This is a genomic window from Cronobacter universalis NCTC 9529 (genome assembly GCF_001277175.1).
Taxonomy (GTDB): domain Bacteria; phylum Pseudomonadota; class Gammaproteobacteria; order Enterobacterales; family Enterobacteriaceae; genus Cronobacter; species Cronobacter universalis.
This window is the reverse complement of record NZ_CP012257.1, coordinates 1,982,723-2,003,875: the sequence shown is the minus strand read 5'-3', so window position 1 is coordinate 2,003,875 and position 21,153 is coordinate 1,982,723. Positions and strand designations below refer to the sequence as shown.

At 60.3% G+C, this 21,153-nt stretch carries 17 protein-coding genes; 11 read left to right on the top strand and 6 right to left on the bottom strand.

Annotated features, from left to right (window positions below):
* Positions 1-163: 163 nt before the first annotated feature.
* The 3 genes from AFK65_RS09155 to rstA all read left to right on the top strand — a co-directional run bounded on the left by AFK65_RS09155 (position 164) and on the right by rstA (position 3,102).
* Positions 164-1,546, top strand: a complete 1,383-nt coding sequence (locus AFK65_RS09155) for an amino acid permease (RefSeq protein ID WP_007697535.1) — start codon at positions 164-166, stop codon at positions 1,544-1,546.
* Positions 1,547-1,575: 29 nt separating this feature from the next.
* Complete coding sequence (gene folM, locus AFK65_RS09150; RefSeq protein WP_007697532.1) at positions 1,576-2,298, top strand: dihydromonapterin reductase; 723 nt, start codon at positions 1,576-1,578, stop codon at positions 2,296-2,298.
* A gap of 75 nt (positions 2,299-2,373) precedes the next feature.
* Complete coding sequence (gene rstA / locus AFK65_RS09145) at positions 2,374-3,102, top strand: two-component system response regulator RstA (RefSeq protein ID WP_032805383.1); 729 nt, start codon at positions 2,374-2,376, stop codon at positions 3,100-3,102.
* A 35-nt stretch (positions 3,103-3,137) separates the two neighbouring features.
* Here the strand turns inward: rstA and AFK65_RS09140 are convergent, their stop codons facing one another.
* On the bottom strand, positions 3,138-3,890 hold the full coding sequence (locus tag AFK65_RS09140) for an SDR family NAD(P)-dependent oxidoreductase (RefSeq protein WP_007697518.1): 753 nt from the start codon (positions 3,888-3,890) through the stop codon (positions 3,138-3,140).
* Positions 3,891-4,001: 111 nt separating this feature from the next.
* Between AFK65_RS09140 and AFK65_RS09135 the strand changes: the two genes are divergently transcribed.
* From AFK65_RS09135 to tus, 3 genes are all read left to right on the top strand, one after another.
* On the top strand, positions 4,002-4,907 hold the full coding sequence (locus tag AFK65_RS09135) for a LysR family transcriptional regulator (RefSeq protein ID WP_007697513.1): 906 nt from the start codon (positions 4,002-4,004) through the stop codon (positions 4,905-4,907).
* Positions 4,908-4,933: 26 nt separating this feature from the next.
* Positions 4,934-6,226 (top strand): two-component system sensor histidine kinase RstB, encoded by a 1,293-nt coding sequence (gene rstB, locus AFK65_RS09130; RefSeq protein WP_038857280.1) that lies wholly within the window; start codon positions 4,934-4,936, stop codon positions 6,224-6,226.
* Between the two features lie 332 nt (positions 6,227-6,558).
* On the top strand, positions 6,559-7,488 hold the full coding sequence (tus, locus tag AFK65_RS09125; protein WP_038857283.1) for a DNA replication terminus site-binding protein: 930 nt from the start codon (positions 6,559-6,561) through the stop codon (positions 7,486-7,488).
* On the opposite strand, the gene fumC is transcribed toward tus, so the two are convergent.
* Together fumC and fumA are read right to left on the bottom strand one after the other, a co-directional pair.
* Positions 7,489-8,886, bottom strand: coding sequence for a class II fumarate hydratase (gene fumC, locus AFK65_RS09120; protein ID WP_007697508.1), 1,398 nt, complete (start codon positions 8,884-8,886; stop codon positions 7,489-7,491). It abuts the gene before it with no gap.
* Positions 8,887-9,042: 156 nt separating this feature from the next.
* Positions 9,043-10,689: a class I fumarate hydratase FumA gene (fumA, locus tag AFK65_RS09115; protein ID WP_007697506.1), complete on the bottom strand. Its 1,647-nt coding sequence runs from the start codon at positions 10,687-10,689 to the stop codon at positions 9,043-9,045.
* 205 nt (positions 10,690-10,894) lie between these two features.
* Here fumA and manA point away from each other — a divergent pair, with 205 nt between their 5' ends.
* Together manA and AFK65_RS09105 are read left to right on the top strand one after the other, a co-directional pair.
* The gene (gene manA / locus AFK65_RS09110; RefSeq protein ID WP_007697503.1) at positions 10,895-12,073 is read left to right on the top strand and encodes a mannose-6-phosphate isomerase; all 1,179 of its coding nucleotides are present in this window, start codon (positions 10,895-10,897) and stop codon (positions 12,071-12,073) included.
* A 99-nt stretch (positions 12,074-12,172) separates the two neighbouring features.
* A complete protein-coding gene (locus AFK65_RS09105; protein ID WP_038857285.1) occupies positions 12,173-13,726 on the top strand; it encodes a YdgA family protein in 1,554 nt (517 codons plus the stop codon).
* Positions 13,727-13,769: 43 nt separating this feature from the next.
* Here the strand turns inward: AFK65_RS09105 and AFK65_RS09100 are convergent, their stop codons facing one another.
* Positions 13,770-14,798: a Mal regulon transcriptional regulator MalI gene (locus AFK65_RS09100; RefSeq protein WP_007697497.1), complete on the bottom strand. Its 1,029-nt coding sequence runs from the start codon at positions 14,796-14,798 to the stop codon at positions 13,770-13,772.
* Positions 14,799-14,972: 174 nt separating this feature from the next.
* Here AFK65_RS09100 and malX point away from each other — a divergent pair, with 174 nt between their 5' ends.
* The 3 genes from malX (at position 14,973) to add (ending at position 18,852) form a co-directional block, all read left to right on the top strand.
* Positions 14,973-16,562 carry a maltose/glucose-specific PTS transporter subunit IIBC gene (malX, locus tag AFK65_RS09095; RefSeq protein ID WP_007697482.1) on the top strand — a complete coding sequence of 530 codons (1,590 nt, stop codon included), beginning with the start codon at positions 14,973-14,975 and terminating at the stop codon, positions 16,560-16,562.
* A gap of 13 nt (positions 16,563-16,575) precedes the next feature.
* Complete coding sequence (locus tag AFK65_RS09090) at positions 16,576-17,745, top strand: MalY/PatB family protein (RefSeq protein WP_038857286.1); 1,170 nt, start codon at positions 16,576-16,578, stop codon at positions 17,743-17,745.
* 105 nt (positions 17,746-17,850) lie between these two features.
* The gene (gene add, locus AFK65_RS09085) at positions 17,851-18,852 is read left to right on the top strand and encodes an adenosine deaminase (protein ID WP_038857287.1); all 1,002 of its coding nucleotides are present in this window, start codon (positions 17,851-17,853) and stop codon (positions 18,850-18,852) included.
* Positions 18,853-18,866: 14 nt separating this feature from the next.
* Here the strand turns inward: add and AFK65_RS09080 are convergent, their stop codons facing one another.
* Both AFK65_RS09080 and AFK65_RS09075 read right to left on the bottom strand, forming a co-directional pair.
* On the bottom strand, positions 18,867-19,865 hold the full coding sequence (locus tag AFK65_RS09080; protein WP_007697480.1) for a bile acid:sodium symporter family protein: 999 nt from the start codon (positions 19,863-19,865) through the stop codon (positions 18,867-18,869).
* A gap of 153 nt (positions 19,866-20,018) precedes the next feature.
* Positions 20,019-21,062 (bottom strand): oxidoreductase, encoded by a 1,044-nt coding sequence (locus AFK65_RS09075; RefSeq protein ID WP_038857288.1) that lies wholly within the window; start codon positions 21,060-21,062, stop codon positions 20,019-20,021.
* Positions 21,063-21,153 lie beyond the last annotated feature (91 nt).

The window sequence follows — 21,153 nt, the reverse complement described above, 5'->3', positions numbered from 1 at the left end:
GGCTACGGCCGCTTTTTTTGTTTTTCCGCTACATTTTGTGTACGCCGCATTGCAAGCGAGCTTCGCACTCCGTAAAATCCCGCGCCTTAGTGCGATCCACCATTTTTATGCGCTCTGGCACAATAATTATTCTGGATCTTTCCTTTTGCAAAACAGGTTGTCTATGGAAAAGAAGCTGGGCCTCGCCGCGTTAACCGCGCTTGTTTTAAGTTCCATGCTGGGTGCCGGAGTATTCAGTCTGCCGCAGAATATGGCGGAGGTGGCGAGTCCTGCGGCGTTGCTGATTGGCTGGGGCATTACCGGCGCGGGGATCCTGCTGCTGGCGCTGGCGATGCTGTTCTTAACGCGCCTGCGCCCTGACCTTGACGGCGGTATTTTTACCTACGCCCGCGAAGGATTCGGCGAACTGGTCGGCTTCTGTTCCGCCTGGGGTTACTGGCTGTGCGCCGTGATCGCCAACGTCTCTTATCTGGTTATCGTCTTCTCCGCGCTGAGCTTCTTTACCGACACGCCGCAGTTGCGCCTGTTTGGCGACGGCAACACCTGGCAGGCCATCGTCGGCGCGTCGGTGCTGCTGTGGGTGGTGCATTTTCTGGTGCTGCGCGGCGTGCAGACCGCGGCGAGCATCAACCTGGCCGCGACGCTGGCTAAACTCCTGCCGCTCGGCCTGTTTGTGGTGCTGGCCGTCATCGCGTTCCGCCTGCCGACCTTTACGCTGGATTTCACCGGCGTCGATCTCGGCGTGCCCGTCTGGGAGCAGGTGAAAAACACCATGCTGATTACCCTGTGGGTGTTCATCGGCGTTGAAGGCGCGGTGGTGGTGTCGGCCCGCGCGCGGCAGAAAAAAGATGTCGGCCTGGCGACGCTTCTGGCCGTGCTTGCGGCGCTCGCGGTCTATCTGCTGGTGACGCTGCTGTCGCTCGGCGTGCTGGCGCGCCCGGAGCTGGCGCAAATGCGCAACCCGTCGATGGCGGGCCTGATGGTGAAAATGATGGGCTCCTGGGGCGAAGTGGTGATCGCCGCCGGGCTGATCGTCTCGGTGTGCGGCGCGTACCTGAGCTGGACCATTATGGCGGCCGAAGTGCCGCTGCTGGCCGCGCAGTATAAAGCGTTCCCGCGCCTCTTCGCCCGCCAGAACGCGCGCAACGCGCCGGCTGCCTCGCTGTGGCTGACAAACGCCAGCGTGCAGATCTGTCTGGTGCTGATCTGGGCGACCGGCTCTGATTACAACACGCTGCTGACCATCGCCTCCGAGATGATTCTGGTGCCCTATTTCCTGGTCGGCGCTTACCTGCTGAAAATCGCGAAGCGTCCTTTACATCAGGCGATTGCTGTCGGGGCGTGCATTTATGGCCTATGGTTGCTGTATGCCTCAGGCCCGATGCATCTGCTGCTTTCCGTCGTGCTGTACGCGCCTGGGGTGGTGTTCTTCCTCTACGCGCGCCGCACCCATGTGGATAACGTGGCGCTGAAAGGTCAGGAGAAAATCGTCATCGGCCTGCTGCTGATTGCCGCGCTGCCGGCGACCTGGATGCTGGTGCGCTAATCTCCTGCCGCTATTGCTTAAGGAGAGTCGTGGTGAAAAAACTGGATAAGCCCATTGTTATCACCGGCGCGGGCCGCCGTATCGGCCTTGCGCTGGCGCACCATTTCCTGGCGCAGCAGCATGATGTGATTGTCAGCTACCGCACCCGTTACCCGGCGATTGACGTGCTGGAAGACGCGGGCGCGGTCTGCATTGAAGCCGATTTTTGCCACGATGACGGCATTCTGGCCTTTGCCGACGCCGTAAAAACCCGCACCACCCACATTCGCGCGCTGTTGCATAACGCCAGCACCTGGCAGGATGAAAGCCCGCCTGTGCCGCCCGCTGATGTGCTGAACGCCATGCTGCAAATTCACGTTCACGCGCCCTATCTTCTTAACTTCGCTCTGGAGCCGCTGATGCGCGGCCAGGGCCACGCCGCCTGCGATATTATTCACTTTACCGATTATGTCGTGGAGCGCGGCAGCGCGAAGTACATCGCCTATGCCGCCAGTAAAGCGGCGCTCGATAATCTCACGCGTTCGTTTGCCCGCAAGCTCGCGCCGGAGGTAAAAGTCAACGCCATCGCGCCGTCGCAAATCCTCTTTAACGAGCATGACGATCCGGAGTATCGCCAGAAGGCGCTGAATAAATCGCTGATGAAAATCGCGCCCGGCGAAAAAGAGATTATCGACCTGGTGGATTATCTGCTTACCAGTCGTTACGTGACCGGCCACAGTTACCCGGTGAACGGCGGTCGCCCGTTGCGTTAACCTGTTGAGCCGCCATTGCTGGCGCGTCGCGCCGGCCCGGTGTATCCTGGTGTTTTTACCGCAACGCAGAAACCTATGAGCAAGATCGTTTTTGTTGAAGATGACCCGGAAGTCGGCGAGCTTATCGCCGCCTATCTGGGCCGCCACGATATCGATGTGATTGTCGAAAGCCGCGGCGATCGCGCCGAAGCGGTTATAGAGCGCGAGAACCCGGATCTGGTGCTGCTGGATATTATGCTGCCAGGCAAAGACGGCATGACGCTGTGCCGCGATCTGCGCGCACGCTGGTCGGGCCCCGTGGTGCTGTTGACGTCTCTCGACAGCGATATGAACCATATTCTGTCGCTCGAAATGGGTGCCAGCGATTACATCCTTAAAACCACGCCGCCCGCCGTGCTGCTGGCGCGCCTGCGTCTGCACCTGCGCCAGCATATGACCGCCGCGCCCGTGACGGCGGATAGCGCTCCGACGCTTCAGCCTCACAAGGCGCTGCGTTTCGGCACGCTGTGTATCGATCCGTTGAACCGTCAGGTCACGCTGCTGGGCGAGCAGGTGGCGCTCTCAACCGCCGATTTTGATCTGCTGTGGGAGCTCGCGACCCACGCCGGGCAGATCATGGATCGCGACGCGCTGTTAAAAAACCTGCGCGGCGTGACGTATGACGGGCTGGATCGCAGCGTGGACGTGGCGATTTCAAGGCTGCGTAAAAAGCTTAACGACAGCGCGACCGAGCCTTATCGCATCAAGACGGTGCGCAACAAAGGGTATCTGTTCGCGCCGCACGCCTGGGAAAGCGAGGCGTAACGTATTGCGCCGCGCTTCCCGCGCGGCGCTGACGCTTAAATCTGCACCATCCCGCCATCGACGAACATTTCAACGCCATTCACAAAGCTCGCCTCGTCAGACGCCAGGAACAGCACCGCGCGGGCGATCTCCTCCGGCTTGCCGACGCGCCCGAGCGGGATCTGCGCGGTGAGTTCGTTTTTCACGTCTTCGGCCCGATCGCCACCGCCAAAGAGGTCATTCAGCCCCGCCGTATTGACCGGCCCCGGACTGATGGCGTTGACGCGAATGTGGCGGTCTTTCAAATCGAGTATCCAGTTGCGTGCGAAGCTGCGTACCGCCGCTTTGCTCGCGGCGTAGACGCTGAAGGCGGGCGTGCCGCTGGAGCCGGCGGTCGACGCGTTCAGCACCACGGCGGCACCGTCACGCAGCAGCGGCAGCGCTTTCTGTACGGTGAACAGTACGCCTTTCACGTTGGTGTCGAAGGTATCGTGATAATGCGCCTCGGAAATCTCGCCGAGCGGTGCCAGCTCGCCGCCGCCCGCGTTGGCGAATATCACGTCGATATGGCTGTGGCGTTGCTGCACCGCTTCATATAGGCGATCGATATCCGCCAGCAGGCTCATATCGCCGCGGATTCCTGTGACGTTGTCACCTAATTGCGCTAGCGCCGCATCCAGCGCTGCCTGCCGGCGCCCGGTGATAAATACGTGCGCGCCTTCGTCGGCGAACGCTTTAGCAGTAGCCAGGCCAATGCCGCTGGTGCCGCCGGTCACGATAACCACTTTATTGCTAAAACGTGCGTTCATAGTTTTATCCTCATTGAATGATGACCTCTGTCATGGGCTGAGAATAAGCGCTTCCCATCGGGCTGTGTACCAGGACAAAATGGCACCCTGCGTTCTGTCTGAGGAACGATAATGCAAAGCGATCTTAACGACTATTTTTACTATGCCGAAGTGGTTAACCACGGCGGTTTCGCCGCCGCCAGCCGGGCGCTGAAGCAGCCGAAATCGAAGCTAAGCCGCCGCGTGGCGGGGCTTGAGGCGCAGCTTGGCGTGCGCCTGATTGAGCGTTCCAGCCGCCGTTTTCGCGTCACCGATATCGGCCAGGCGTTTTACGACCAGTGCCGCGCGATGTTGCTGGAGGCGGAAAAAGCGCAGGCGATCATCGCCCAGGCGCGTAAGGAGCCGCAGGGCGTGGTGCGTTTCAGCTGCCCGACGGGCATGGTGGAGATTATCCAGGCCATGCTGCCCGACTTTATGAACCGCTACCCGCAGGTGAAACTGCAAATCATCGCCATCGACCGCCCTGTCGATTTAATCGAAGAGCGCGTGGATGTGGCGCTGCGGGTGCGCACCGAACTGACCAGCGACGCCGAGCTGATTATGCGCACGCTGGGCACGTCGAACCGTATCCTGGTAGCCAGCCCGCAGCTTGCCAGTAGACTTAACGGGGCTGTCGACACCCTCGCCTGTCATCCGACGCTTGGCACCAGCGACGAGCCGGGTGAAATCAGCTGGGCGCTGGAACATGAACAGGGAAAGCGCTGTCTGATTCGCCATCATCCGCGGCTAAGCTGCAGCGATTTTACGGCTGTTCGCGCGGCGGCCATCGCGGGGCTGGGCATTGCGCTGCTGCCGGATCACGTCTGCGCAAAGGCGCTGAAAACCGGCGAGCTGGTGCATGTGTATCGCGGCTGGCAGGGCCAGCGCGGCATTGTGCATCTGGTGTTTACCACGCGTCGCGGTCTGCCGCCCGCGGTCAGAGCCTTTATCGATCATCTGGCCGCGCACTTTCCGCATACGACATCTGCTATCCAGTAACCGCGCCGCAGGCGTGAGATATCTCCATGAAAAAACTCTTTATTCAGTTCTATTTGCTGCTCTTTGTCTGTTTTCTGGTCATGACGATGCTGGTCGGGCTGGTCTATAAGTTCACCGCCGAGCGCGCCGGGCGTCAGTCGCTGGACGACCTGATGAAAAGCTCGCTCTACCTGATGCGCAGCGAGCTGCGTGAAATTCCGCCGCACGAGTGGAATAAAACGATCAAAGAGCTGGATCTGAATCTGTCGTTTAAGCTGCGCATTCAGCCGATGAATCAGTTTCACCTTGATGACATCAACAGCCGCCGCCTGCGCGAGGGCGAAATCGTGGCGCTGGACGATGAATATACGTTTATCCAGCGTATTCCGCGCAGCCACTATGTGCTGGCGGTCGGCCCCGTGCCCTATCTCTACTTTCTGCATCAGATGCGCCTGCTGGATATCGCCCTGATTGCGCTGATCGCGATTTCACTGGCGCTGCCGGTGTTTATCTGGATGCGCCCGCACTGGCAGGAGATGCTGCGGCTGGAGTCTGCGGCGCAGCGGCTTGGCGAGGGGCATCTGGATGAGCGCATTCATTTTGATAAGGCGTCGAGTTTTTCACGGCTCGGCGTGGCGTTTAATCAGATGGCGAACAACATTAACGCGCTGATCGCCAGTAAAAAGCAGTTGATTGACGGGATAGCCCACGAGCTGCGCACGCCGCTGGTGCGGTTGCGCTACCGACTGGAGATGAGCGATAACCTGAGCGCGGCGCAATCGCAGGCGCTGAACCGCGATATCGGCCAGCTGGAAGCGTTGATCGAGGAGTTGTTGACCTACGCGCGGCTGGACCGGCCGCAAACCGAGCTTCATCTGACGCACCCGGAACTGCCGCGCTGGCTGCATGATTATGTGGACGACGCGCGCCTGCTGCACCCGGAGCGCGAGCTTATCGTCACGCGCGTCGACGAGGGCGATTACGGTGCGCTGGATATGCGTCTTATGGAGCGCGTGCTGGATAATCTGGTGAATAACGCGCTGCGCTACAGCGAGCAGCGGCTGCGAATCGGCTTATCGCTGGATGGCGCGCAGGCGATCCTTGAAGTGGAAGATGACGGAACGGGGATACCGGAAGATGAGCGCAGCCGGGTGTTTGAGCCGTTTGTACGTCTCGATCCGAGCCGCGATCGCGCCACCGGCGGGTGTGGTCTGGGGCTCGCGATTGTACATTCCATCGCGACCGCCATGAATGGCGAGGTGAGCGTGACGCAAAGCGACCTCGGCGGCGCGCATTTTCGTTTTTGCTGGCCGGTGGTGTTGCCCGCAGAAGAGGTGTAATGGTTATGGCATATCTGGCGGGTGCGCGAAGCTTACCCGCCCTGTGGTTAACTGTATTGGCGTTATCTTCTGTTTCGCGGCGGGTGCGCTGCGCTTACCCGCCCTACGGTTAACTGTATTGGCGTTATCTCCTGTTTCGCGGCGGGTGCGCTGCGCTTACCCGCCCTACAAAACACTGCGCATAAGACTCGTAGGGTGGGTAAGCGCAGCGCACCCACCATTTCTCGTCCCCACGTCGCCCGTATCTTCCTGCTTGGCTTTTAACTCGCTATGGTCAAACCCGGCAAAACTGTGTTAAACATAAAGTATGTTGTAACTAATGTGAGAGCATCATGGCCCGTTACGATCTCGTTGAACGCCTTAACGTCACCTTTCGCGAATTAGAACATGCATTAATGGAGATGCGCGAGGGCCTCGCGGCCTGTCGCCTGCTGGCGGCGCGGGTGTTCAGCCTGCCCGAGGTGGAAAAAGGTAAAGAGCACGACCCGCTGCTCACCATATCGGTGACGCAAAAAATCGGCAAAGAGGCGCAGGAGGCGGCGCTGCGTCACTTTACGCACCTGTTTATCCAGCAGCAGTCGGAAAAGCGCAGCAGCAAGGCGGCGGTGCGCCTGCCTGGCGCGGTCTGTTTCAGCGTCGATGATGCGCAGCACGAGGCGCTGCACGCGCTGGCGGACAAAATCAACGCGCTGAAAGCGCAGCTGGAAGAGATTATCACCGTGGAATCGGGCCTGCCCTCCACCCAGCGTTTTGAATGGGTGCACCGCTACCTGCCAGGGCTGATTACGCTCAACGCCTACCGTCGGCTCACGGTGCTGGACAACCCGGCCACGCTGCGTTTCGGCTGGGCGAATAAGCACATTATTAAAAACCTGACGCGCGACGAGGTGCTGGCGACGCTGGAGCGCGGGCTGAAAGCGCCGCGCGCGGTGGGCGGGCTAACCAAAGAGCAGTGGCATGCGCGCCTCACGCAGGAGTACAACGATATCGCCGCGCTCCCGCAGAAGGCGCGGCTGAAGATTAAGCGTCCGGTGAAAGTGCAGCCGGTGGCGCGCGTCTGGTACGCGCAAAACCAGCGGCAGGTGCAGTATGCGTGCCCGTCGCCGCTGATTGTTCTGTGCCATGAAACGCGCGGCGGCGCGGTGCCGGATATCGGCGAACTGCTGAACTATGACGCGGAAAACGTGCAGCACCGCTATAAACCGCAGGCGGAAGAGCTCGTCATGATGATCCCCCGCCTGCACCTCTACCTCGCGCCCTGATCAGGGCTTCATACTGCCCACCATCTCTTCCGGGCGTACCCAGGCGTCAAACTCCTCCTCGCTGAGATAACCAAGCTTCAGCGCGGAGGCTTTCAGCGTCAGCCCCTCTTTATGCGCTTTTTTGGCGATCTCGGCAGCTTTGTCGTAGCCGATATGCGTATTGAGCGCCGTTACCAGCATCAGCGATTCATTGAGCAACTGGCTGATGCGGTCACGGTTCGGCTCGATGCCGATAGCGCAGTGATGGTTAAAGCTCTCCATGCCGTCGGCCAGCAGACGCACCGATTGCAGGAAGTTATGAATGACCATCGGGCGGAACACGTTAAGCTCAAAGTTGCCCATCGCCCCGCCCATATTGACGGCCACGTCATTGCCCATCACCTGACAGCACAGCATAGTCAGCGCTTCGCACTGCGTCGGGTTCACTTTGCCTGGCATGATGGACGAACCGGGCTCGTTTTCCGGGATCGAGATTTCGCCGATGCCGCAGCGCGGGCCGCTCGCGAGCCAGCGCACGTCGTTGGCGATTTTCATCAGCGAGGCGGCGAGCCCTTTCAGCGCGCCGTGGGCGTGCACCAGCGCGTCGCAGGTGGCGAGCGCCTCAAACTTGTTTGGCGCGGTGACGAACGGCTGGCCGGTGAACGCGGCGAGCTCTTTTGCCACGCGCTCCGCATACTCCGGATGCGTGTTCAGACCGGTGCCGACCGCCGTGCCGCCGAGCGCCAGCTCCGCCAGATGCGGCAGGCTGTTATCGATATGCTTCAGGTTATGCTCAAGCATCGCCACCCAGCCGGAGATCTCCTGGCCGAGCGTCAGCGGCGTGGCGTCCTGCAAATGGGTACGGCCGATTTTCACGATATCGCTGAACGCGCTCGCCTTATCGCTGAGCGTTTTATGCAGCACTTTAAGCTGCGGGATCAGCTGTTCGCGCAGCGCGATCACCGCCGCGACATGCATCGCCGTCGGGAAAACGTCGTTTGAGCTCTGGCTCTTGTTAACGTCATCATTCGGATGCACTTTACGCGCCATGCCGCGCTCGCCGCCGAGAATTTCGCTCGCCCGGTTCGCCAGCACCTCGTTCATGTTCATGTTGGTCTGGGTGCCGGAGCCGGTTTGCCAGATAGCGAGCGGGAACTCCTGCGGATGCGCGCCTTCCAGCACTTCATCGGCGGCGTTAATGATGGCCTCGCCGCGCTCTGCGGGCAGTAAGCCGAGATCCATATTGACCTTCGCGGCGGCGCGTTTGGTGAGCGCCAGCGCCTCAATCAGCGCGGTCGGCATTTTCTCGGTGGAAATGCGGAAGTGCTCCAGCGAACGCTGCGTCTGCGCGCCCCAGAGTTTATCGGCCGGCACGTCGATAGCGCCCATGGAATCTTTTTCACTGCGGTAGGCGGTCATTACTTTCTCCTTGATAACAAAGATGGGATTGCTCGCATGCTTCAGGAATAAGTATTGATGGCTTCGGCGAATTTGTATGGCGCTTTGTGCGCTCTTTTTTGCGGTCAAAAGGCCGGGCGGCTGCGCCTTACCCGGCCTGCATCAGGGTCTGTTACGTTACTTCAGGCACGCCGAGCACTGCCCGGCCTGGATTTGCTGGAAGAAATCGTTGCCTTTGTCATCCACCAGGATAAACGCCGGGAAACCTTCAACCTCGATTTTCCAGATAGCTTCCATACCGAATTCCGGGTACTCGACGCACTCCAGATGCCGGATGCTGTTCTGCGCCAGCACCGCCGCCGGGCCGCCGATGCTCCCGAGATAAAAGCCGCCATGTTTCTTACAGGCGTCCGTCACCTGCTGGCTGCGGTTGCCTTTGGCGAGCATGATCATGCTGCCGCCGTTGGCCTGAAGCAGATCCACGTAGGAGTCCATACGACCGGCCGTCGTCGGGCCGAGCGAGCCGGAAGCATACCCTTCCGGCGTTTTGGCCGGGCCTGCGTAGTAGATCGGGTGATCTTTCACGTACTGCGGCAGCCCCGCGCCGCTGTCGATGCGCTCTTTCAGTTTCGCATGGGCGATATCGCGCGCCACGATGATAGTGCCTGAGAGCGACAGCCGCGTGGAGACCGGATACTGCGAGAGCTGCGCGAGGATTTCGCTCATCGGACGGTTGAGATCGACCCGCACCGCTTCGCCCTCGCCTGCGCGACGCAGCGCTTCGGGAATGTATTTACCGGGGTTGCTTTCGAGCTTCTCGATCCAGATGCCGTCGCGGTTGATTTTGGCTTTGATATTGCGGTCCGCCGAGCAGGAGACGCCCATGCCCACCGGGCAGGACGCGCCGTGGCGCGGCAGGCGGATAACGCGGATATCGTGCGCGAAATATTTGCCGCCGAACTGCGCGCCGAGGCCGAGATTACGCGCCTCCTGTAGCAGCTCTTCTTCCAGTTGGACATCGCGGAACGCCTGGCCGTGTTCGTTACCTTCGGTCGGCAGGCCGTCGTAATATTTGGTCGAGGCGAGTTTAACGGTTTTCAGCGTCGCTTCCGCCGACGTGCCGCCAATCACAAACGCCACATGGTACGGCGGGCAGGCCGCGGTGCCGAGCGTGCGCATTTTCTCCACCAGGTACGCTTTCAGCTTACCGGGCGTGAGCAGCGCTTTGGTTTCCTGGTACAGATAGGTTTTGTTCGCGGAGCCGCCGCCCTTGGCGATGCAGAGGAATTTGTACTCCTCGCCGTCAACGCTGTAGAGGTCAATCTGCGCCGGCAGGTTGGTGCCGGTGTTGACCTCTTTGTACATATCGAGCGCCGCGTTTTGCGAATAACGCAGGTTATCCTGGGTATAGGTCTCGTAGACGCCCTGCGCCAGCGCGGCTTCATCGCCGCCGCCGGTCCAGACGCGCTGGCCTTTTTTGCCCATGATGATGGCGGTGCCGGTATCCTGGCATGTCGGCAGAATGCCTTTGGCGGCAATCTCCGAGTTGCGCAGGAATTGCAGCGCGACATATTTGTCGTTTTCGCTGGCTTCCGGGTCGCTCAGGATATCCGCCACCTGCTGCTGATGCGCCGGGCGCAGCATAAACGAGGCGTCGTGGAAGGCGTGGCGGGCCAGCAGGGTCAGCGCCTGCGGCTCGACTTTCAGGATTTCCTGACCTTCAAATTCGGAAACGGAGACGTGATCGCGGGTTAACAGGTAATACTCGGTCTCGTCCTTTTTCAGTGGAAAAGGCTCTTGCCAGAAGAAGGGTTTGCCAGACATTGCACTCTCACTTACAGCTACAGTTAAGAAATTCGTCGTTCCGCCACTGATTCCGTGTGCGGCATGAAAAAGCGAGTCGCTACATCGTACACAATTTTTTAACAAAAACTGAGACTAAACCGACTTTTTACCCAGCCGGGTTACTTCGCGTCGCTTTATTGGTTTAATACCGAAAAATGTTTTCCTTCGAATACAGGGACTGATCATGCAGAAACTCATTAACTCGGTGCAAAACTACGCCTGGGGCAGCAAAACGGCGTTAACGGAACTCTATGGCGTGGCGAACCCGGAAGGCCTGCCGATGGCGGAGCTGTGGATGGGCGCACACCCCAAAAGCAGCTCGAAAATTCAGGATGCGCAGGGCCAGACCCGCGCGCTTCGCGAGGTGATCGAGGCGGATAAAACTGCCCTGCTCGGCGCGCCGGTGGCGGAGCGCTTCGGCGAACTGCCGTTCCTGTTTAAAGTGCTGTGCGCCGACCAGCCGCTCTCTATTCAGGTACACCCGAACAAGAACGCTTCCGAAGACGGCTTCGCGCGTGAAAACGCGGCGGGCATTCCGCTGGACGCTGCCGAGCGCAATTATAAAGATCCGAACCACAAGCCGGAGCTGGTCTTCGCCCTGACGCCGTTCCTCGCCATGAACGCGTTCCGTGAGTTTTCTGAGATTGTCTCCCTGCTGCAGCCGGTCGCGGGCGCGCATACCGCTATCGCTCATTTCCTGGCCGAGCCGAATGCCGACCGCCTGCGCGATCTCTTCGCCGGGCTGCTGAATATGCAGGGCGAGGAGAAATCCCGCGCGCTGGCGGTGCTGAAAGCGACGGTCGCGAGCCAGCAGGGCGAGCCGTGGGACACCATCCGGTTTATCGCGCAGTTCTATCCGGACGACAGCGGCCTGTTCTCCCCGCTGCTGCTGAACGTGGTGAAACTGAACCCCGGCGAGGCGATGTTCCTGTTTGCCGAAACGCCGCACGCCTATTTGCAGGGCGTGGCGCTGGAGGTCATGGCCAACTCCGACAACGTGCTGCGCGCGGGCCTGACCCCGAAATATATCGATATTCCTGAGCTGGTCGCCAACGTGAAGTTTGTCGCCAAACCCGCGGGCGAACTGCTGACGCAGCCTGAGAAAGACGGCGCGGCGCTGGAGTTCCCGATCCCGGTCGAGGATTTCGCCTTCTCGCTGCACGATCTTCATTCGCAGCCGCAAAGCCTGGCGCAGGAGAGCGCCGCGATCCTGTTCTGCGTCGAGGGCGAAGCGGTGCTCAGCAAAGGCGACGAGCGCCTGAGCCTGAAACCGGGCGAATCGGCCTTCATCGCGGCGAATGAATCGCCGGTCAGCGTGAGCGGCGTGGGCCGTCTCGCGCGGGTCTATAATAAGCTCAACTAAGTTACTGATCTTTTAAGCAAGGATTGCTAAGCTTGGTAACATCTTTGCCAGTCATGCCAGACGGACCGCCGTCTGGCTTCGTTTTAAGGGAACTGAATCATGAAAAAATCGCTGGTCGCCGTGGGCGTGATTGTCGCTCTCGGGGTTATCTGGACAGGTGGCGCGTGGTACACCGGTAAGCAGTTTGAAAAACATGTCGGCGAAATGGTGGCCGAAGCCAACGCGCAGCTTAAGCGCAGCGCGCCGCAGGCGGGGCTTGAGCTGAGCTACCAGGATTACCAGCGAGGGATTTTCAGCAGTCATCTGCAACTGGTGGTGAAACCCGCGGCAGGCCAGCAGGAAGCCCTGCTGAAACCTGGCCAGAGCGTGGTGCTGGAGCAGGTGGTGAGCCACGGCCCGTTCCCGCTCGCCGATCTGAAAAAACTCAATATCCTGCCCGCGATGGCGTCCGTGCACACCACGCTTGTGAGCAACGCCACGACCAAAGCGCTGTTTGATATCGCGAAAGGCAAATCGTTCGCCGACGTGCAGACCCGCATCGGCTACGGCGGCGCGACCTCCAGCGATATCCAGCTTCAGGCGCTGAACTACGACACGCCGGATGAGAAAGTCTCGTTCAGCGGCGGCGAATTCCAGCTGGATGCCGATAAAGACGGCAATGAAGTGAGCCTGAAAGGCGAAGCCGGAAGCGGCCTCGTTAACGCGGTCAACGAGTACGGCCAGCACGTTCAGCTCACCTTCAATGGCCTGAAGGCTGACGGCAACACCAAAATGACAAGCTTTAACGAGCGCGTCGGCGAGCAGAAGCTGGATCTCGAAAAACTGGCTATCGCGATTGAAGGCCAGGAGATGGCGCTGCTGGAAGGCATCAGCCTGAACGGCAAATCCGACGTGGCGAAAGATGGCAAGAGCATCGACAGCCAGATGGATTACGTCATGAACAGCCTGAAAGTGCAGAACCAGAATCTGGGCAGCGGCAAGATGACGCTGAAAATCGGCAACATCGACGGCCAGGCGTGGCACCAGTTCAGCCAGCAGTATAACGAGCGCAGCCGCGCGCTGATGGCGCAGCCGGGCATTATGGATAATCCGGAGCAGTATCAGCAGCAGGCGACCGAAATCCTGCTCTCGTCGCTGCCGCTGCTGCTGAAAGGCAACCCGGTTATCACTATCGCGCCGCTGAGCTGGAAAAACGCCAAAGGCGAAAGCACCTTTAACCTGTCGCTGTTCCTGAAGGATCCGAGCCAGACGCCGGTCAGCGCAGCCCAGGCCGCGCCTGCCGAGCAGCTGGATCGCGTGGTGAAAACTCTCGACAGCAAGCTGGTCATCCCGGTGGATATGGCGACGGAGATGATGACGCAGGTGGCGAAACTGGAAGGCTACCAGCAGGCGGACGCCGAGAAGCTGGCGGCGCAGCAGGTGAAAGGCCTCGCGGCGATGGGCCAGATGTTCCGCATCACCACGATGCAGGACAACAGCATCGTCACCAGCCTCCAGTACGCCAACGGTCAGGTTAACCTGAACGGGCAGAAAATGCCGCTGGCGGAGTTTGTCGGCATGTTCGGTATGCCAGGTCTGACCGCGCCGGAGCCGCAGGCGGTGCCGGCACCCGGCGCGCCGGGCGTGACGCCGCAGCCGGTACCGCAGCAGTAAAAAAGAAAACGGCCTCTCAGGAGGCCGTTTTTTATTGCGCCTGTCAGCGCCGCGCCACCAGCCGCGGGCCGAGGATCAGGCTGCCGGTAGATTCCTCGCCGTGCTGAATACGCTGCATCATGCGCTCCGCCACGCAGTGCCCCATTTCGCGGGCGGGCGTCGTCACCCAGGTCAACGGCACATCATCCAGCCGCGCCTCCGGCACCTCCGCGAACGCCGCCAGCGTCACGCTGTTCTCAAAATAGCTCTCATAGCCCCCGTCGCCGCTCTGCCGCCCGGCGCGCATCAGGCCGAACCACGCGCCCATCGCCACGGTACTGTTATGGCACAACACGGCGGTAATGGTCGGGTTTACGCGCAGCAGTTCGGTGATGGCCTCCGCCGCCTGTTTCTGCCCCGCCGGGCATTCAACAATCCACTCGCTGTGAAACGGCAGGCCATACTGCAAAAGCGTGGCGCAGTAACCGCCGAGCCGTTCGGCGCGGGTCAGCGACGAACTCGCGCCGCCCAGCCAGGCGATACGCTGATGGCCGCGATGAATAAGATGCTCGGTCACCAGCCGCGCCGCCTGTTGATTATCCGGGCGCACCGTGTCCACTTCATCATGATGGCTGGCGCGCGAGGCAAAAAGCAGCGGAATGTTGCGCGCGCGGGCCTGCGCCTGCCACGCGGCGACCTGACCCGTACCGCCGGCCACCACCACGCCGTCCACGCCCTGGTCGAGCAGCGTATCGAAACAGCGCTGCATCCGGGCTTCATCACGCCCGCCCTGAAGCAGAAAGAGCATTCGCCCCTGCGCTTCCAGCGCCTCGGAGAGGCCTGCGGTGAGCTCGGCGTAAAACGGCGTGGTGAGATCGCGCACGATAAGCCCAATCACCCCGCTTGGCCCGCCGCGCAGCGCCGACGCCTGCCGGTTACGCACAAATCCTAACTGCTCAATAGCGTCATTCACCCGCTGGCCGGTGGCGCTGGAGATCCGTCCTTTGCCGCTCAGCACCAGCGAAACGGTGGCGACCGACACCCCCGCCGCCTGTGCGACATCATTGATAGTGATTCTTTTCGCCTGACTCATTGGCTGTGCTTTTTGCTCCGCGACTGGCAGATAAAACCTTTTACCTGTCCCGCTATTATAACGGTCAGGCCTGGGTAATGTTCTGTGATTCAACGCGCATTAAACTTTGGTAAAACGTTTTATCTTGCGATCCTTCGTTCAGGGGCTGGGATCATTTAACGCGAGGTGTCGTTTATGACGGCGAATACGGGTCAAAAAAATACGCTTTGGGGATTTATGCAGCAGCTCGGCAAAACGTTTATGTTGCCGGTGGCGCTGCTGTCGTTTTGCGGCATTCTGATGGGCATCGGCAGTTCGCTCAGCAGTCACGACGTGATTACGCTCATGCCGTTTCTTGGCAACGGCGTGTTGCAGCTCATCTTCACCTGGATGAGCAAAATGGGCTCTTTCGCCTTCAGTTTTCTGCCGGTGATGTTCTGTATCGCCATTCCGCTGGGGCTGGCGCGTGAAAACAAAGGCGTGGCGGCGTTTGCCGGTTTCGTGGGCTACGCGGTGATGAACCTGGCGGTTAATTTCTGGCTCACCGCCAAAGGCATTTTGCCGACACAGGACGCGGCGCTGCTGAAAGCCAACAACGTGCAGTCGGTGCTCGGCATTCAGTCCATCGATACCGGCATTCTGGGCGCGGTGATTGCAGGCGTAATTATCTGGCTGCTGCATGAGCGCTTTCATAAAGTACGCCTGCCGGACGCGCTGGCGTTTTTCGGCGGCACGCGCTTTGTGCCTATCGTCACCACCGTGGTGATGGGCCTGGTCGGCCTGACGATTCCGCTCATCTGGCCGTTCTTCGCCAAAGGCATTAACGCGCTGGGCTGGCTGATTAACAGCACCGGCAGCTTCGCGCCGATGATTTTCGGCACCGGCGAGCGCCTGCTGTTGCCGTTCGGCCTGCAACATATTCTGGTGGCGCTGATCCGCTTTACCGAGGCGGGCGGCACGATGGATGTCTGCGGGCATAGCGTCTCCGGCGCATTGACTATTTTCCAGGCGCAGCTTAACTGCCCCACCTCGCACGGCTTCGCCGAAAGCGCCACCCGCTTCCTGTCGCAGGGGAAAATGCCGGCGTTCCTGGGCGGCTTGCCTGGCGCTGCGCTCGCCATGTATCACTGCGCCCGCCCGGAGAACCGACATAAGATCAAAGGGCTGCTGATTTCCGGCGTGATCGCCTGCGTGGTGGGCGGCACCACGGAGCCGCTGGAGTTCCTGTTCCTGTTTGTGGCGCCTGCGCTCTACCTTATCCACGCGCTGCTGACCGGGCTGGGTTTTACCATGATGGCGCTGCTCGGCGTGACCATCGGCAATACCGACGGCAATATTATCGATTTTGTGGTTTTCGGCGTGCTGCACGGGCTTTCCACCAAATGGTACTGGGTGCCGGTCGTGGCGGGCGTCTGGTTTGTGGCGTACTACGCGATTTTCCGCTTCGCCATCGCCCGCTTTAACCTGAAAACGCCGGGCCGTGAAGCTGAAACCGCGGCCGTTAACGTCGCGCCATCAGGCCATACCGGGAAATCGGGCTATGACGTCCCGGCCATTTTGCAGGCGCTCGGCGGCGCGGAGAATATTACGTCGCTCGATAACTGTATTACCCGCCTGCGCCTTTCGGTGAAGGATATGTCGCGGGTCGACAGCGCCGCGCTCAAGGCAAACCGCGCCATCGGCGTGGTGCAGCTTAACCAGCACAATTTGCAGGTGGTGATCGGCCCGCAGGTACAGTCGGTCAAAGATGAGATGGACAGCCTGATGCACACGGTGCAGGCGTAAAGCGGGAGGCGATATGTTCGATTTTTCACAGGCGGTGGATCGCCGCGGCACCTGGTGTACTCAGTGGGATTACGTGGCGGACCGGTTTGGCGCAGACGATCTTCTGCCCTTTACCATCTCTGATATGGATTTCCCGACCGCGCCCTGCGTGCTGGAGGCGGTGTCGCAGCGGCTGGCCCACGGCGTGCTGGGCTACAGCCGCTGGCAGAACCCGGAGTTTACCGGCGCGATTGCGCACTGGTACGCCACGCGTTTTGGCTGTGACATTCCGCGTGAGGCGCTGGTTTACGGGCCGTCGGTTATTTACATGGTGTCACAACTCATCCGCCAGTGGTCAGCGCCGGGTGATGAGGTGCTGATCCACACGCCCGCTTATGACGCGTTCTGGAAAACCATCGTGGGCAACGGGCGGCGTGTGCTCGGTGCGCCACTCACTCAAAACGCACACGGCTGGCAGTGCGATATGACGGCGCTTGAGGCCCTGCTGGCGCGACCTCAATGTAAAATCATGCTCCTGTGCAGCCCGCATAATCCGACCGGCAAGGTGTGGCGACGCGACGAGCTGGAGACGATGGCGGCGCTCTGCGCGCGTCACGGCGTGCGGGTGGTGAGCGACGAAATTCATATGGATATGGTCTGGAGCGAACACCCGCATATTCCCTGGAGCGCTGTTGGCCAGGGGCGCTGGGCGCTGTTCTCGTCGGCGTCGAAAAGCTTCAATATTCCGGCGCTGACCGGGGCCTGGGGGCTTATCGCACAGGCTGAAGACCGTGAGACGTATCTGCAGGCGCTGAAAGGCCGCGACGGGCTCTCATCGCCCGCCGTGTTATCGCTGGTCGCGTATATCGCGGCTTACCGCGACGGCGCGCCCTGGCTTGATGCGCTGCGTGATTACCTGCGGGAGAACCTGCGTTTTGTGGCACAGCAGCTTAATGGCGCGTTTGCGCAACTTAACTGGCAGCCGCCCGAGGCGACCTATCTGGCCTGGATCGATTTACGCCCTCTCGGCATTGATGACGAGGCGCTACAAAAGGCGCTGATTGAGCGCGAGAAGGCGGCGATTATGCCCGGATACACTTACGGAGAGGAAGGACGCGGCTTCCTTCGCCTGAATGTCGGCTGCCCGCGCAGCAAACTCGAGCAGGGCGTGGAGCGGCTAATTTGCGCAATTCGTTCACTTTAACCGCAAAAGGGGCCGTTGCGGCCCCTCTTTTGTTGCGCAACGTAGCATTTGTGCGGCAATTATTTTTATAATGGTATGCACTTTATTCTAAAAAAGAGTGCCATCATGATTGATACCCGCCTTCCCCTTACCGACCTTCATCGCCATCTTGACGGCAACATCCGCACGCAAACCATTCTCGACCTGGGCCGCCAGTTTAATCTCGCCCTGCCCGCCGACACGCTGGAGACGCTGCGCCCGCACGTCCAGATCACTAAAAACGAACCGGATCTGGTGAGCTTCCTCGCCAAACTCGACTGGGGCGTGAAGGTGCTCGGCTCGCTGGAAGCCTGCCGCCGCGTGGCGTATGAAAATATGGAAGACGCCGCGCGCAACGGCCTGCATTATGTGGAGCTGCGTTTCTCGCCGGGCTATATGGCGATGACGCACAACCTGCCGGTGGCGGGCGTCGTCGACGCCGTGATTGACGGCGTGCGCCAGGGCAGCCGCGACTACGGCGTGGACGCCCGTCTTATCGGCATCCTGAGCCGTACTTTTGGTGAAGAGGCGTGCGTGGCCGAACTGGACGGCCTGCTGGCGCATCGCGACCACATCACCGCGCTCGATCTGGCGGGCGACGAGCTGGGCTTCCCCGGCAGCCTGTTCCTGAATCACTTTAACCGCGGGCGTGACGCGGGCTGGCATATCACCGTACACGCGGGTGAAGCCGCAGGCCCGGAGAGCATCTGGCAGGCAATTCGCGAACTGGGCGCCGAGCGCATCGGTCACGGCGTAAAAGCGGTGGAAGATCCGGCGCTGATGGATTTCCTGGCGGAACAGGGGATTGGCATAGAATCCTGCCTGACCTCGAATATCCAGACCAGCACGGTGGCGTCACTGGCGCATCACCCGCTGAAGACCTTCCTGGAGCACAATATCCTGGCCACGATTAACACCGACGATCCGGGCGTACAGGGCGTGGATATCGGCCATGAATACCAGGTAGCGGCACCCGCGGCGGGGCTGAGCGCGGCGCAGATCCGCACCGCGCAGGAGAACGGCCTGAAAATCGCGTTCCTGACGGACGCGGAAAAACAGGCGCTGGTGGCTAAAGTCAGCGCGGCGTAAGCCGCGCCGCCGGGTCAGGAGGCGGATGCCTTCTGGCCTGTTTTCTCTTCATTGCGTCTCGCATAGCGCTGGGCCATGACCGCGCAGACCATCAGCTGGATCTGATGGAAAATCATCAGCGGCAGCACCATGATCCCCACCTGGCTTGCCGGAAACAGCACGTTCGCCATCGGCACGCCGTTCGCGAGGCTCTTTTTGGAGCCGCAGAAGACGATGGTTATCTCATCTTCTTTATTAAAGCCGAACAGGCGCGACATCCAGACGTTCACCACCAGCACAATCGCCAGCAGCACCAGCGACACAACGACCACCGCCAGCAGCGAAAGACCCGTCACCTGATGCCAGATGCCCTCTACTACCGCCTCGCTGAAGGCGACATACACCACCAGCAGAATCGACGAGCGGTCGGTCATATTGATAAGCTTTTTATGTCGGTCGACCCAGCGGCCAATCAGCGGGCGCGAGAGATGCCCAATCACAAACGGCACCATCAGTTGCAGCACAATTTTCCCGATGGCGTCGAGCGTGTTGGTGTCGCCCTGCTGGGCCTGCATCATGACCCCCACCAGCACCGGCGAGAGAAAAATCCCGAGAATGCTGGACGCCGACGCGCTGCATACCGCCGCCGCCACGTTGCCGCGGGCGACGGAGGTAAACGCGATGGCTGACTGTACCGTCGCAGGCAGCGCGCAGAGATAGAGAAAGCCCATATAGAGCGACGGCGGCAATACGCTGTGCGGAATAAACTTCATCGCCAGACCAATCAGCGGGAAGAGCACGAACGTGCTGAGAAACACCATCAGATGCAGCCGCCAGTGCCCCATTCCGGCCAGAATCGCCTCACGGGAGAGTTTCGCGCCATGCATAAAAAACAGCAGCGCGATGGCGGCCGTGGTGAGGTATTCAAACACCGTTTTGACTCGCCCTTCGCAGGGAAACAGCGACGCGACAATCACGACGCCAATCATAACCAGTAAAAAAGTGTCAATTTTCAGGCGTTTCAGCCAGTTCATTGTCAGTTCCTTGTCATGTTGCAGGTTGATCTACTTTGCAACAAAAAGCCGATCCTGGCGAGTAATGCGGCTGAAACGGTGCGTCTGAGTGACGCGCCGTTTAATAAGGCGGGAAAAGCGACGCCCCGACGACCCGCGCCGGAGCGTCATACTTTAACTGCGCAGGCAGAATGCCGCGCGGCGTTTCGCCGATTCAATCCCTGCTTCAATCAGCTCCATCACGACGATGGCCTGGCTTGCGGGCACCGGGTTTTCGCCTTCGCCGCGAATGGCGCTGCGCACGGCGGCATAATAGGCCGGATAGTTGCCCGGCACCGTCAGCAGCGTCTGCTCATCGAGCATGTCGCCGCGCGCCACCGTCAGCACGCCGTCGCGCATGTCGTAGCCCCAGTTTTCCTGCGGCGGACGCACGCCCGATTTCAGGCTCTCCTCCTGGGGATCCAGCCCGAACTTCACATAGCTGCCGCGGGTGCCGTGAACGATATAGCGCGCGGATTCCGCCGCCGCCAGCATGGTGCCGTGCAGCACGACGCGACGCTCCGGGTACGCCAGCACCGCGTGAAAATAGTCGGTCGCCTGCGCGCTCGGGCGTAGCTCAGCCAGATCGACGTTAATACTGACCGGCAGGCCGAAGAGCTGTACCGCCTGATCCAGCAAATGCGGCGCCAGATCGTACCAGATGCCGCTGCCCGGCCCGGCCTGCTCGCGCCAGCGGTCGCGCACCTTGGGGCGAAAGCGGTCAAAATGCGATTCGAAGTAGGCGACTTCGCCAATCTGCCCTTCGGCGATAATCTGTTTCAGCGTCAGGAAATCGCTGTCCCAGCGGCGGTTATGAAACACCGACAGCACCAGGCCTAAGCTTTTCGCCAGCGTCTCCAGCTCGCGCGCCTGCGACAACGTGACCGTAAAGGGTTTATCCACCACCACATGTTTACCGGCTTCCAGCGCCGCTTTCGCCAGCGGGAAGTGGGTATCATTCGGCGTGGGAATGACAATCAGATCGAGATGCGGATTGTTAAACAGCTGTTTGGGATCGGAGACCACGGCCATTCCCGGCCAGTCGGCGTGAACTTTCGCGGCGTCGCTGCTGGAGACGGCGGCAAGCTCCATCCCTGGCGTGCCGGCGATAAGCGGCGCGTGAAAGGTTTTACTGGCGTAGCCGTAACCGATTAATCCCACCCGGACATTATCTTTCATGTTCATTCCTCTGCTGAGTTCACACCCGTATTTGACACCATTCGCAACGTCGCCTCAACGCTTTCATAACCAAACGAAAATAAACGGCTTA

Coding starts and splice junctions, on each gene's coding strand:
- AFK65_RS09135 (WP_007697513.1), top strand. CDS start 4,002: ATGCAAAGCGATCTTAACGACTATTTTTACTATGCCGAAGTGGTTAAC.
- AFK65_RS09075 (WP_038857288.1), bottom strand. CDS start 21,062: ATGAAAGATAATGTCCGGGTGGGATTAATCGGTTACGGCTACGCCAGT.
- AFK65_RS09155 (WP_007697535.1), top strand. CDS start 164: ATGGAAAAGAAGCTGGGCCTCGCCGCGTTAACCGCGCTTGTTTTAAGT.
- AFK65_RS09105 (WP_038857285.1), top strand. CDS start 12,173: ATGAAAAAATCGCTGGTCGCCGTGGGCGTGATTGTCGCTCTCGGGGTT.
- malX (WP_007697482.1), top strand. CDS start 14,973: ATGACGGCGAATACGGGTCAAAAAAATACGCTTTGGGGATTTATGCAG.
- AFK65_RS09100 (WP_007697497.1), bottom strand. CDS start 14,798: ATGAGTCAGGCGAAAAGAATCACTATCAATGATGTCGCACAGGCGGCG.
- fumA (WP_007697506.1), bottom strand. CDS start 10,689: ATGTCTGGCAAACCCTTCTTCTGGCAAGAGCCTTTTCCACTGAAAAAG.
- AFK65_RS09080 (WP_007697480.1), bottom strand. CDS start 19,865: ATGAACTGGCTGAAACGCCTGAAAATTGACACTTTTTTACTGGTTATG.
- fumC (WP_007697508.1), bottom strand. CDS start 8,886: ATGACCGCCTACCGCAGTGAAAAAGATTCCATGGGCGCTATCGACGTG.
- add (WP_038857287.1), top strand. CDS start 17,851: ATGATTGATACCCGCCTTCCCCTTACCGACCTTCATCGCCATCTTGAC.
- tus (WP_038857283.1), top strand. CDS start 6,559: ATGGCCCGTTACGATCTCGTTGAACGCCTTAACGTCACCTTTCGCGAA.
- rstA (WP_032805383.1), top strand. CDS start 2,374: ATGAGCAAGATCGTTTTTGTTGAAGATGACCCGGAAGTCGGCGAGCTT.
- manA (WP_007697503.1), top strand. CDS start 10,895: ATGCAGAAACTCATTAACTCGGTGCAAAACTACGCCTGGGGCAGCAAA.
- AFK65_RS09090 (WP_038857286.1), top strand. CDS start 16,576: ATGTTCGATTTTTCACAGGCGGTGGATCGCCGCGGCACCTGGTGTACT.
- AFK65_RS09140 (WP_007697518.1), bottom strand. CDS start 3,890: ATGAACGCACGTTTTAGCAATAAAGTGGTTATCGTGACCGGCGGCACC.
- rstB (WP_038857280.1), top strand. CDS start 4,934: ATGAAAAAACTCTTTATTCAGTTCTATTTGCTGCTCTTTGTCTGTTTT.